The 12,751-nt window shown below is 63.4% G+C and carries 11 protein-coding genes; 3 read left to right on the forward strand and 8 right to left on the reverse strand.

Annotated elements, in window-relative coordinates; all coding sequences use genetic code 11:
• The first annotated feature begins 171 nt into the window (after positions 1-171).
• From ACFFP0_RS26325 to ACFFP0_RS26335, 3 genes are read left to right on the forward strand one after another with little or no spacing between them, the layout of a single operon-like run.
• Positions 172-1,203: an amino acid ABC transporter substrate-binding protein gene (locus ACFFP0_RS26325; RefSeq protein ID WP_377265180.1), complete on the forward strand. Its 1,032-nt coding sequence runs from the start codon at positions 172-174 to the stop codon at positions 1,201-1,203.
• Between the two features lie 21 nt (positions 1,204-1,224).
• Complete coding sequence (locus ACFFP0_RS26330) at positions 1,225-2,397, forward strand: amino acid ABC transporter permease (protein ID WP_377265181.1); 1,173 nt, start codon at positions 1,225-1,227, stop codon at positions 2,395-2,397.
• Positions 2,394-3,470 (forward strand): amino acid ABC transporter permease, encoded by a 1,077-nt coding sequence (locus ACFFP0_RS26335; RefSeq protein ID WP_377265182.1) that lies wholly within the window; start codon positions 2,394-2,396, stop codon positions 3,468-3,470. Before ACFFP0_RS26330 ends, ACFFP0_RS26335 begins: the two co-directional genes overlap by 4 nt.
• Positions 3,471-3,491: 21 nt before the next feature.
• Here ACFFP0_RS26335 and ACFFP0_RS26340 read toward each other — a convergent pair whose 3' ends face one another.
• From ACFFP0_RS26340 to ACFFP0_RS26375, 8 genes are all read right to left on the reverse strand, one after another.
• Complete coding sequence (locus ACFFP0_RS26340) at positions 3,492-4,682, reverse strand: cystathionine beta-lyase (protein WP_377265183.1); 1,191 nt, start codon at positions 4,680-4,682, stop codon at positions 3,492-3,494.
• Positions 4,679-5,749 carry an LLM class flavin-dependent oxidoreductase gene (locus ACFFP0_RS26345; protein WP_377265184.1) on the reverse strand — a complete coding sequence of 357 codons (1,071 nt, stop codon included), beginning with the start codon at positions 5,747-5,749 and terminating at the stop codon, positions 4,679-4,681. Before ACFFP0_RS26345 ends, ACFFP0_RS26340 begins: the two co-directional genes overlap by 4 nt.
• Positions 5,750-5,813: 64 nt before the next feature.
• Positions 5,814-6,755, reverse strand: a complete 942-nt coding sequence (locus tag ACFFP0_RS26350; protein ID WP_377265185.1) for an ABC transporter substrate-binding protein — start codon at positions 6,753-6,755, stop codon at positions 5,814-5,816.
• Between the two features lie 61 nt (positions 6,756-6,816).
• Complete coding sequence (locus ACFFP0_RS26355; RefSeq protein WP_377265186.1) at positions 6,817-7,755, reverse strand: ABC transporter substrate-binding protein; 939 nt, start codon at positions 7,753-7,755, stop codon at positions 6,817-6,819.
• A 29-nt stretch (positions 7,756-7,784) separates the two neighbouring features.
• A complete protein-coding gene (locus ACFFP0_RS26360; RefSeq protein ID WP_377265187.1) occupies positions 7,785-9,572 on the reverse strand; it encodes an amino acid ABC transporter permease/ATP-binding protein in 1,788 nt (595 codons plus the stop codon).
• Positions 9,573-9,583: 11 nt separating this feature from the next.
• Complete coding sequence (locus ACFFP0_RS26365; protein ID WP_377265188.1) at positions 9,584-10,123, reverse strand: GNAT family N-acetyltransferase; 540 nt, start codon at positions 10,121-10,123, stop codon at positions 9,584-9,586.
• Between the two features lie 23 nt (positions 10,124-10,146).
• Positions 10,147-11,334 carry a M20 aminoacylase family protein gene (locus ACFFP0_RS26370; protein ID WP_377265189.1) on the reverse strand — a complete coding sequence of 396 codons (1,188 nt, stop codon included), beginning with the start codon at positions 11,332-11,334 and terminating at the stop codon, positions 10,147-10,149.
• 67 nt (positions 11,335-11,401) lie between these two features.
• Positions 11,402-12,742, reverse strand: coding sequence for an LLM class flavin-dependent oxidoreductase (locus tag ACFFP0_RS26375; protein WP_377265190.1), 1,341 nt, complete (start codon positions 12,740-12,742; stop codon positions 11,402-11,404).
• Positions 12,743-12,751: the final 9 nt, after the last annotated feature.

The following is a 12,751-nucleotide window of genomic DNA, read 5'->3' on the forward strand; positions in this document are numbered from 1 at the left end:
CGCCCTCAGAAGCACCCAAATTAAGCAATTGCCTTTTCATCGCGTCCGGAATTTAGGCAACCAATCCTTCGCGCATTTAATCCATGTAATTAGTATATAGTCGGCTTCGGCGCATCGGGGGACAAGCACGATGAGCGGGGAGCCTGATTGTCACATCAGGAGCATTTTCACATGATATCTCAAGGTTTTCTGGGCGGTTTCGCAAGAACGGCGGTTGCCGCGGCCTTGCTCGCTACGGCTGCGCTCTCCGGCACTGCTCACGCTGGTCCCACGCTCGACAAGATCAATCAGCGGGGCAACATCAAGGTCGGCGTCGGGACGACGCCCGGTTTCTTTGCGCCCGACGGCAATGGCCGCTGGCAGGGTTTCTTCATCGACTACGGCCGCGCCCTTTCCATCGCCGTGTTCGGCAACCCGGACAAGGTCGAATTCACCAATTCCTCGCCGCAGCAGCGCCTGCCCGCCCTGCAGAGCGGTGAGTTCGACATCCTGCTTTCCGGCGTGACCGTGACCGTCACCCGCGCCCTCAAGCTCGGCTTCCACTTCGGCCCGACGATCTTCTACGACGGCCAGGGCATCCTGGTCCGCAAGGACCTCGGCGTTACCAAGGCGGCCGACCTGGACGGCGCCACGATCGGCGCCCAGAGCGGCACCACGGGCGAACTCAATGTGGCGGACTTCTTCCGCAGGACCGGCAAGACCTTCAAGCCCGTCACCATCGAGGACACCGGACAGTTCATCGCCGCGCTGGAATCCGGCCGCGTCGACGCCATCACGCAGGATTCCTCCGATCTGGTCGGCAAGCGCACCCAGCTCAAGAAGCCGGACGACTACATTCTCCTCCCCGAGCGCCTTTCGAAGGAACCGCTGGCCCCGGCCATCGCCGGCGGCGACGATCGCTGGCTGGAAATCGTCAGCTGGACGGTGAACGCCACCATCCAGGCGGAGGAATGGGGCATCACCTCCAGGAATGTCGACGAATTCCTGAAGTCGGAAGATCCGGCGATCCAGCGTTTCCTCGGCGTCGATCCGGCACTCGGCCAGGCGATCGGTCTCGATCCCAAATGGGCCTACAACATCATCAAGACAGTCGGCAATTACGGCGAGATCTTCGACCGCCACCTGAAGCCGCTCGGTTGGGAGCGCGGCTACAACCGCCTGTGGACCGATGGCGGCCTGCTCTATTCTCCGCCTTTCCGCTGAGAACGGCACGGGCCATCCCAGATGACCGCCACCGCAACGCCGGGCCCTCGCAGGCCCGGCATTTTCCGTCGTGTCGTGATGTGGTGGGGCGGCCGCCCCCTCGCCCAGCTCGCCGTCATCCTGCTCCTCGTCGCCCTGCTCGTTCTCCTTGCTGCGAATGTCGCTGCAACGATGAACCGCATCGGCATCGTGCCGGGCTTCGATTTTCTCTGGCGCTCGACCAGTTTCGAGATCGGCGAGAGTTCGATCTCCTTCACCGCCAGCGATCCCTACATCCGGGCGATCCTCGTGGGATTGATCAATACGCTGAAGATCTCTCTGTTCGGATGCGTGCTCGCCACCGTTCTCGGGGTGGCTGTCGGCGTCGCCGGCCTTTCCGGCAACCTGCTGCTGGCCTCCCTGGTGCGCTGCTATGTCGAGCTGATCCGCAACACCCCGCTTCTCCTCCAGCTCTTCTTCTGGATTTCGCTCGCAAAGGCCTTTCCCGCCCCGCGCCAGGCGGCGGCAATCCTCGGCTCGGTTTACCTGACCAATCGCGGCGTCTATCTGCCCGTCGTCTCGATCGACGGCGGTTCGGTCTTTGTCGTCCTCATCATCGCGGCCTATGCCGCAATGCTCCTTGCTCTGGCCGGGATGCGACGCCTCAATGCCCGGACGGCTGGCATCGCCTCCCTTTTGGCACTGGTCACCGCGGTAACGCTGTTTCAGGTGCAGGGCGCCACCCTCGTCTTCGACGTGCCGGCGCTTTCGGGCTTCAATATTCGCGGCGGTTACAACCTGACCCCCGAATTCGCCGCTCTTCTGACCGGCCTTGTCGTGAAATTCTCGGCCGCCATCGCCGAGATCGTGCGGGCGGGCATCCAGTCCGTGAACCGCGGCCAATGGGAAGCGGCGCGCGCGCTCGGGCTTCACGGCGGACAGATCATGCGCCTCATCGTCCTGCCGCAGGCATTGCGGGTCATCACTCCGATGACCACGTCGAGTTACCTGGACCTCACCAAGGATTCGAGCCTGGCGGTGGCGATCGGTTACCCGGACCTCGTCAGCATCGTCAACACGACTGCCAATACCACCGGCCAGTCGCTTGAAGCCCTGATGATCCTCATCGGGACGTATCTCGGCATCAACCTGTTCGTGTCGGCCCTCATGAACCAATACAACAAGCGGGTAGCACTGAAGGGAACGACGCGATGACGACAGGCTTTTCAGGCGCGACGAAACATTCCCGCCGGCGCCGGATCACCGGCCTGCGGAACGGATTGTTCGGAACGCTCCCGAACACGGTGATCACGCTTCTGACCGTGGCGACCCTGGCCTGGATCATACCGCCCTTCATCCGGTGGGCGATCCTTAACGCCACATGGAGCGGAACCGCCGCGGACTGCACCGCCCGTGACGGCGCCTGCTGGGCGTTCGTCGCAGCCAAGCTGCGTTTCATCTTCTTCGCGTTCTATCCGCCGGATCTTCAGTGGCGCGCAGGCCTGGTCATCCTGATCCTGGCAACATTGCTGGTCGCCAGCGCGCTCCCCCGCTTCTGGCGGAAGGAGCTGCTGATCGCCTGGCCGATTGCGGTCGCCGCCTGCTGGCTGCTGCTCGGAGGAGGCTTCTCCTCGTCCCCGGTCCCATCGAACCAATGGGGCGGCCTGCCGGTTACGCTTTTCGTCTGGGCCGTCTGCTTTGCGGCGGCCACGCCGATCGCGATCCTCCTCGCGCTTGCCCGCCGCTCCGGGCTTGGAGGGTTTCGCACCCTCTCCGTCATCTATATCGAGGTGATGCGCGGCACGCCCATGGTGGCCATCCTCTATGTGGCCATGCTCATCCTGCCGATGGCGCTTCCGGACGGACAACTCTTCGACAAGATGATCCGGGCGATGATCATGATCACGCTTTTCTGGGCCGCCTATGTGGCCGAGGTCATCCGGGCCGGCCTCCAGGCCATTCCGAACGGCCAGCAGGAGGCGGCCACGGCGCTCGGCATCGGTTACTGGCGAACCATGCAGCTCGTCATCCTGCCGCAGGCCCTGAGGATCGTCATTCCCGGCCTGGTCAACCTCGCGATCGGCTTCCTGCTGGCGACATCGCTCCTGGCGGTCATCGGCATCTTCGACCTGCTCAATGCCGCACGCGCCTCGGCGACCGATCCCAGCTGGCTGGGCTTCTACAACGAAGCCTATCTCGTCGTTGCGCTCGTCTATTTCGTCATATGCTTCGGCGCGTCCCGATACAGCCTTTGGCTGGAGCGACGCCTCCGCGGCAACAGGAACTGAGCATAAAGGCGGTCCGGCGCGTCAGACCGCCTTCGCCGCCGCAAACCCTTTCTCAAGATCGGCGATGAGATCGGCGACATCCTCGAGCCCGATCTGAAGACGCAGGATCGGCCCGCCTTCCGGCGGCGGCGTCACCTTGCGGTCGAACAGGTTGACATGCAGCGCAAGGCTCGGAAAACCACCCCAGGAATAACCGAGCCCGAAGAGCGTGAGCGCATTGAGAAATGCCTGCGCCTTGCGTTTGTAGTCTTGCCTGCGGTCGACCGCGAGCACGAAGGAGAATATGCCGCTGGCGCCCTTGAAATCCCGCTTCCAGAGTTCGTGTCCCGGAAAGCTCGGCAGCGCCGGATGCAGCACCTGCGCCACGTCGTCCCGGCCTTCCAGCCATCTTGCGACGGCAAGCGCGCTCGCCTGATGACGTTCGAGCCGCACACCCATGGTGCGCAGCCCCCGAAGCACCTGATAGGCATCGTCGGGAGCCCCGCAGATGCCCAGAGCGCCGTTGGTCTCCTTCAGGCGCGGCCAGTGTTTCGCATTGGCCGAGACGGTCCCCATCAGCACGTCGGAATGGCCCGCCGGATACTTGGTGACCCCCTGGATGGAGATATCCACGCCGAAATCGAGGGGCTTGAAATACAGGGGCGTCGCCCAGGTATTGTCCATGGTCACGACCGCGCCATGCCGGTGCGCGACGGCGACGATTGCCGGAATGTCCTGCATCTCGAACGTGTTGGAGCCCGGAGCTTCCGTGTGGACGAGCCTCGTGTTCGGACGGAAGAGCTTCTCGATGTCCGCTCCCGCCATTGGGTCGTAGAATTCCGCCTCGACCCCGAAACGCGAAAGCATAGTCTCGCAGAAATGCCGGGTCGGGCCATAGACGGAATCCACCACCAGCGCATGGTCTCCGGGTGAAAGATAGGCCAGGAAGGCAATCGTCACGGCGGCGAGGCCCGACGGAACGAGGATGGTTCCGGCCGCGCCTTCGAGCTCGTTGATGGCGTCGCAGAGCGCATTGGTGGTCGGCGTGCCGCGCGTTCCGTAGGTATATTTCTGAGCGTGCGTATCCATGATCTCGGCGGTCGGGAAAAGGACGGTGGAAGCCCGCACTGGCGGCGGATTGATGAAGCCGTGGTAATCGAACGGATCGTACCCCGCCCGCACCAGTTGGGTATTGATGCCGAGGGAGCGGGACGAACTGCTGTCTTTTGTCATGCAAATGCTTTCCAGGTATTGAGAGGCTCGCCGGCGGCCGCAGCCGGCGGCGGTTGCCAGCCGAGCTGCGGCGCGATCTTCCGGGCGAAATCGGTGATGATCTGTTCGTACTCTTCCGGCGCGAACTCGTAAGGCAGTTCCAGCCGGAGCTCGCGAACCTCCGGTAGAACGCTGTCGGCGAACAGCCTTTCGAGGATCTCGTCGGAACCGCCGACCAGATCCCGGCTGAAGAGCGTCCGGCGCGGCCCCTGCGGCGACAGTGTGCGCTCATGGCGGCTGGCGGCGTATTCGTGGTATTTCTCCCGCGTCCGGCGATCGGCGCTGTCGGTCGGCACGATCACGCGTCCGGCTGCGACCCGAGGGTTCCGGCCAGCCGGCAAGGCGGCACGATAGGCTTGTAATTGCCTTGCCTGGGCTTCGAAGAAATCGTCGGAAACATCCCCGGAAGTCAGGCTGCCGATCATCAGGTTGAGACCGGTCTTTCCCGCCCATTCGGAGGAACGCAGCGATCCGCCCCCATACCAGACGCGGTCCTGCAGTCCCTTCGCATAAGGCTGGAGGCGCGCACGCTGGCGGTTGCCCGGCGAAACGACATAGGTCTCGCCGTCGCCGATATAGTTGCCGGCGAGATTGGCGACGAGCCGCTCGACGCGGGCATGGGAAAAGTCGAATGTCTGCCAGTCGCCGTCGAAGACAAGCGGCGCGACGAGTTCCGCATGCAGGGGCGGCCCCGCGCTGACGCCGACATTGAGACGGCCGCCGGAGAGCGCATCGGCCATGGACAGATCCTCGGCAAGCCGGAACGGGCTCTCGTAGCCAAGCTGGATCACCGCCGAGCCAAGCTGGATGCGCCGCGTGCGCTGGCTGGCGGCAGCGAGAAATACCGACGCCGAGGAGATGCCGTGCTCCAGATGCCGTTGCCGGACCCATGCGCTGTCGTATCCCAGCACCTCTCCCGCCTCGAAGAGCTTGAGCGAGGCTTCCAGCCCCCCGGCGGGATCGTCGTCGGGATAGTTTCCGGGCGTGAGAAAGCCGATATGGCCTATGGTGAGCGAAGGTGACGTCATGGTTCTGCCGGCATCGATGAAAGGGATGAGGCCGCAGCCGGTGCTGCGGCTCCCGGATGCGGGATCAGCTCTTCGGAAGGCCGGGAGGGTTGGTCCGGGATTCCGGCAGCGCTTCTTCCGAAAGCTGCCAGCGCTGCAGGATCTTTGCGTAAGCGCCGCTCTTGATGAGATCGTTGGTCGCGAGCGTCAGCGCATCCGCCAGTCCCGAACCCTTGCGGGTGGTGATCGCCACGTCCGACCGCTCCGGCCAGCCGGCGGAGAGCGTGCCGACACGCCGGATGTTCTTGTCGCGCGCGGCGATATAGACGAGCTGGGCATGGGGCTGGACGATCACGTCCACACGGCCGGAACGCAGCGCGACGAGCCGGGCCGCATCGTCGTCGTGATATTGAAGCTCGATCGGCTTGAGCCCGGCCTTGACGTTCTCTTCGCTCCACTTGAGCAGGATGAGCTCCTGGTTGGTGCTGGCGCTGACCGTGATGCGCAGGCCCGCGGCATCCTTCGGCTCCCTGATCTCCTTGATATTGCTGTCGGCTCTCACGAAGAAACCGTGCAGGCCCTGCCGGTAGGTGGAGAAATCGAATTTCTCCTTGCGCAGTTCCGTGACGCCGATATTGGAAATCACGGCATCATATTTGCCGGAGGCAAGCCCCAGCGGCCAGTCGGCCCAGGCGACCGGAACCAGTTCCAGCTGAAGCCCGAGACTGTCGGCAATCGCCAGCGCATAGTCGGGATCGGCGCCAACCACGGTCTTGGCATCGGTGGCATAGGTCGCAAGCGGCGGACCGCCGGGCGATACGGCCACGGTGAACTTGCCGGGCGCGACGAACTTGAAGTCCTTCGGGACCGCTGCGATCGCCGCCGGGTCCTTTTCGGCTCGAATACGGCCCGACTGATCGGGTGAGAGATCGAAAATATCGTCCGCGGCAATCGCGGTCGCAAAGCCGATGGCGGAGGCCAGCAGGCTGGCAGCCACAAGGCCGGCTGCTTTCTTGAAAAAGGTCATGACGAGCTTCCGGTTTGGTAAAAGAGACGCGGGCACAGAGGGACGGCCCGCGCCAAACGAATTATTTCTTCGGCAGGCCGGGAGGATTGGTCTGCGATTCCGGGATCGCCTCGGCGGAAAGATTCCAGCGTGCAAGCGCCTTGGCATAATTGCCGTTCTTGATCTGCGCGTTGATCGCCGCGGTGATCGCATCCGCAAGGCCCGAGCCTTTCTTTGTGGCGACGGCGATTTCCGCCGTCACCGGCCAGCCGCCGGAGAAGGTGCCGACGAGGCGGGTCTTGTTGCCCTGCGCCGCCTTGAAGGCGGAGATCGCGTTCGGCCCGAGATAGACATCGGCGCGGCCGGATTGCAGCGCCAGATCCTGCACCACGACATCGTCATAATACTGAATTTCCGCCGGTTTCAGGCCCTTTGCCACATTGGCCTCGTTCCAGCGCAGCAGGATCTGCTCCTGGTTGGTGCTGGCTCCGACGATCACCTTCAGGCCGGCCACGTCCTCCGGCTTGGCGATGCTCTGGATCTTGCTGTCCTTGGCGACATAGAAGCCGAGCAAGTCCTTTCGGTAGGTCGAGAAATCGAGCTTTTCCTTGCGCTCCTCGGTAACGGTGACATTGTGTATCACCGCATCGAACCGCCCCGAGGCGATGCCGAGCGGCCAGTCCGCCCAGGCGACCGGGACGAGCTGCAATTCAAGCCCAAGGCTGTCGGCCACGAGCTGGGCGACATCCGGTTCGCCGCCAACCGGCGTCTTGGTGTCGCTGCCGTAGACTGCGAATGGCAGGTTGCCGGGAACGGAGGCGACGGTCAGCTTGCCGGGAGTCACGAACTTGTAGTCTTCCGGCAGGAGATCGATCACCGCCTGCACCTTTTCGGACCGGACCCGGTCCTTCTGCTCCGGCGAAAGATCGACCCCTTGCGCATGGGCGACCGAAGCGAGGGCGGCGGAGAGCGACAACAGTCCACCGATTGCGAAACTGAGCAACTTGTATCTGTAGGACATCCTGGCTGTTTCCTTTGGGTTTCGATTTTTCAGAGAACCTTGGCGAGGAATTCCGCGGTGCGCGGATGCTCGGGCCGGTTGAAGACCTTTTCCGGCGTGCCGGTTTCGAGTATCCGGCCCTGTTCCATGAAGACCACCAGATCGGAGACTTCGCGGGCAAAGCCGATTTCATGGGTGACGATGATCAGCGTCGTGCCCGAACGGGCGAGTTCCTTGATGACGTCGAGCACCTCGTTCACCAGTTCCGGGTCCAGCGCGGAGGTCGGTTCGTCGAACAGCAGGACCTTCGGCTTCAACGCCAGGGCGCGGGCGATTGCGACACGCTGCTGCTGGCCGCCGGAAAGCTGGCGCGGATAGGCCTGCGCCTTGTCGGCAAGGCCGACACGGGCGAGAAGATCGCGCGCCTCCGCCTCCGCCTGCTCCTTCGGAATACGGCGCACGGTGATCGGAGCCTCGATGACGTTCTCCAGGACCGTCAGATGCGGGAAGAGGTTGAAGCTCTGGAACACCATGCCGACTTCGACGCGGCGCTTCAGGATGTCTTTTTCCTTGAGTTCGTAGAGCGTTTCACCGTCCTGGCGATAGCCGATCAGCTCGCCGTCGATGGCGATGAACCCCTCGTCGACACGCTCCAGGTGATTGATCGAACGCAGCAGCGTCGATTTGCCGGACCCCGACTGGCCGAGAATGGTGGTGACGCTGCCGGCCGGGATGGAAAGCGTCACGTTGTCCAGCACCTTCAGGTATCCGTAGCTCTTCGATACCCCATGGATCGTGACATCGCCGCCGCGCGCATGGAGAGGCGCGATGTCCACCCGGCGCTCGGCCGGCCGCACCGCGGGTTCAGCGGCTTCACCCGTTTCCACCGCCTGCGGCACAAAACGGCGATAGAGGCTGGAGAAGATCGATGGAGGCGGATTGCGGAGCGCGCCCCTGGCGTAATGCCGCTCGATGTGATGCTGGACGATCGACAACACCGTCAGGATGACGAGATACCAGACCGTCGCCACCATGAGCAGCGGTATGACTTCCAGATTGCGGCGATAGATGATCTGGATCGTATAGAAGAGTTCCGGCAGCGCCAGGATATAGACCTGCGACGTGCCCTTCGCGAGACCGATGATATCGTTGAAGGCAGTCGGCAGGATGGAACGCATCGCCTGCGGCAGGACAATCCGCGATGCCTGGCGGCTACGCGGAAGACCGAGCGCCGACGCCGCTTCGAGCTGTCCCTGGTCGACGGAGAGAATGCCGCCGCGGATGATCTCGGACGCGAAGGCCGCCTGGTTGAGCGTCAGCCCGAGAACGGCGGCGGCAAAAGGCGTAATGAGCTGCGTCGTGTTCCAGCTGAAGAAGTTGATGCCGGTATAGGGCACGCCGACCGTGATCGTCTCGTAGAGATAGCCGAGATTGTTGAGGATCAGCAGGAGCACGATCAGCGGGATCGAGCGGAAGATCCAGATATAGACCCAGGAAACGCCGGCGAGCAGCGGAGAGCGGGAGACGCGCGCGAGCGCAAGGCCGGTGCCGAGCAGAAATCCGAAAAGGGCACCGAGAAAGGTGAGCAGAAGCGTGCGGCCAAGGCCGACCAGCACGGGTTCGGCAAAGAACCATTCGGCGAAGACGTCCCAGCCCCAGCGAGGATTGCCGAAGATCGAATGCAGGGCCGCGGCGATGACCAGCAGAGCGAAAACCGTACCCACCGTGCGGGCCGGATAACGCGCCGGCACGATGCGGTAGTGCGAGTAATCGCCTTTTGCGGCCGGCGCTTTCGGCGCCGCTACGGCCACGTCGTTGAAGTCGGTCGTGACGGTCATGGCGATCTTCCTCACACACCGTGGACAGCGCTTGCCGGAACGGATGCGCGCACCACATACGGACCGGCCGGAAGCAGTTTCTCGAACGGCAGCTTCCTGATCGTTTCCGGATCGGCGGCAGTATCGAAGAGCGCGGTGTACCCGTTGGTCAGGTAGAGGCCGACGGCTTCCGGCTGACGGAACCCCGTCGTCAGGTAGACACGGGAATAACCCTGCCGTGCCGCCTGGACCTCCAGTTCCAGCAGAACCTTCCGGGCCAGTCCCTGGCGGCGATGGGACGAATGCGTCCAGATGCGCTTGAATTCGGCGGTGTCGTCGCCTTCGTGCCGCATGAAGGCGCCGCCCGCGATCGCCTGCCCGTCGCGCAGCAGAAGAAGGAAATTGCCGTACGGAGGCGTAAAGACATCCGGGGCATAACGGTTCATTTCCTTCGTCGCGCCTTCCGCGTCGTAGAAACTGCCGTAACGGCTGTCGTATTCGTAGGTGAGTTCGTCGATCAGCGGCTTCGCCAGCGGATCGAGCGGGGTGGTGTAGACAAAGCGATCGCTCACGGGCATTCCTCTGTATCGACGGATCAGGACAGGAAGGTCTCGGCGAGACGCACCCAGAGCCGGGCCGCGGGTGCTATGATCTCGTCGTTGAAATCGTAGTGAGGGCTGTGCAGAGGCGCGCTGTCGCCGTTGCCGACGAAAAGGTAGGAGCCGGGCCGCGCCTCCAGCATGTAGGCGAAATCCTCGCTCGCCGTGCGCGGACGAAAGTCCCTGGCCACCTGCTCCGCCGGGAAGTTCTTCTCGGCCACGCGGCGGGCAAAGCGCGTTTCCTCCACATGGTTGATGACCGGCGGAAAACCGCGCCGGTAGCTCACATCCGCCTGTGCGCCGAAGCTCTCCGCCTGGGCGCGCGCGAGGGCCGGCACGCGTTCCTCCAGCTTGTCGCGGATCGCTTCCGAATAGGCCCTGGCCGTGAGTTTCAGCTCGACGCTTTCGGGAATGACGTTGGACGCCGAGCCGCCATGGATCGACCCGACGGTCAGCACCGCCATTTCCAGCGGATCGACATTACGTGCAACGATGCTCTGCAGGGCGGTGATGAAGGAGGCCGAGGCCAGAACGGGATCGACCGCTTCATGAGGCGCCGCACCGTGGCCGCCCCTGCCGACAATACGGATCACGGCCTGATCGACCGAAGCCATGGCAGGTCCTTCCACGAAGCCCAGCTGGCCGGCCGTGACACCCGGCCAGTTGTGCAGCCCGAACACCGCATCCACCGGAAAACGCTCGAAAAGCCCGTCCTCGATCATCTTGCGGGCGCCGGCGCCCACTTCCTCGGCCGGCTGGAAGATCAGCGTCAACGTGCCGGAGAACTTGCCGTGTTCGGCAAGGTAACGCGCTGCGGCCAGCAGGATCGTGGTGTGGCCGTCATGACCGCAGGCATGCATCACACCCGGATTCCGGCTTGCATAGACGAGGTTGGTCGCCTCGGCGATCGGCAGCGCATCGATATCCGCGCGGATACCGATGCGCCGGCCGGCCGGCCCCCGCCTGAGCGTGGCGACCACCCCATGGCCGCCAATGCCCTCCGTGACCTCGTAGCCATAAGAGAGGAGATATTTGGCTACGATTCCAGAAGTCCGCCGTTCCTGGAAGGAGAGCTCAGGATATTGATGCAGGTCGCGCCGTATGGCGACGAACTCATCGATGGAGGCAAGGATCGCCCGTTCGGCGTCGTCGCGAGGACGCGCGCCGTCAGTGTGGATGTTCATGGTCGTCTGCTTTCCGAAGGTTCGGCCGCGGGGTTTCGAGGCGCGGCCGCATCAGCCTTTCAGTTCGTCAAGCCCGGGCTTTTTCCGCTTCACGGCCCGGACCCGTCTTGTAGACGCTTTCGCGATAGGGCAGGCCGAGATGATCGCGCAGCGTCGTCCCCTCCAGATGCGGATCGAAATAACCGCGCTCCTGAAGAATCGGGATCACCAGCCGGACGAAGTCGTCGAGACCCTCGGCGATGACCGGGAAGCCCAGGATGAACCCGTCCGCGGCTCCGTTGTCCACCCAGTCGATGATCTTGCCCGCAATGGCATCCGCCGTCCCGACGAAACCTTCGCGCGGCGTCGCGGCCTCCAGCGCGGCCTCGCGCAGCGTCTGGCCTTTCTCCCTGGCGACCCGCTTGATACGGTCCGTGGTCGAGCGGAAGCTGTTCTTGCCGATGTCGCCGAGTTCCGGGAAAGGTTCGTCCAGCGGATAAACGCTGAAATCGTGGTGATCGAAGAAGCGGCCGAGATAGGCAAGCGCGTCTTCTATCGAAATCAGGTTGCGGATGGTCTGGTATTTCTCTTCCGCTTCCGCCTGTGTCTCGCCGACGACCGGGCCGATGCCGGGGAATATCTTCACGTCGTCCGCCGAGCGCCCCTGCGCCACCGCCGCCTGCTTCACCTGGCGGGAAAAGGTCAGGTTGTCCTCCAGCGAAACAGCGTTGGTGAAAACCGCATCCGCATGCTTGCCCGCAAGCCCGATGCCGGCATCCGACGAACCGGCCTGGAAGATGACCGGCTGGCCCTGCGGCGAGCGCTGGATATTGAGCGGGCCTTCCACGGAGAAGAAGCGTCCCCTGTGATCCAGCCGATGCAGCTTTTCACGGTCGAAGAATTTGCCGGTCTCCCGGTCGCGCACGAAAGCATCGTCGTCCCAGCTGTCCCAGAGACCCTTGACGATCTCCAGATATTCATGCGCGATCTCGTAGCGCAACGCATGTTCCGGATGCTGGCGGCTGTAGTTCTTCGCCGTTCCTTCAAGCGGCGTCGTCACGGCGTTCCACCCGGCGCGCCCCCCGCTCAGGAGATCGAGCGAGGCGAACTGGCGGGCTATCGTGAATGGATCGCTGTAGGAGGTCGAAACGGTCCCGGCGAGACCGATCTTCGACGTCACCGTCGCAAGCGCGGAAAGAACCGTCAGCGGTTCGAACCGGTTGAGGAAATGAGGGATCGACTTCTCGTTGATGTAGAGCCCGTCCGCCACGAAGGCGAAGGCGATGCCCGCAGCTTCGGCCTTCAGCGCCGTCGTCTTGAAGAACTCCAGATTGACACTGGCATCCACCGGGCTTTTCGGATGACGCCAGGAGTTCATGTGCCCTCCCGCGCCCTGCAGCATGATGCCGAAACGGATTTTCCTGGTCATCTCATATCT

It is taken from the genome of Neorhizobium puerariae, from assembly GCF_042429745.1.
Taxonomy (GTDB): Bacteria; Pseudomonadota; Alphaproteobacteria; order Rhizobiales; family Rhizobiaceae; genus Neorhizobium; species Neorhizobium puerariae.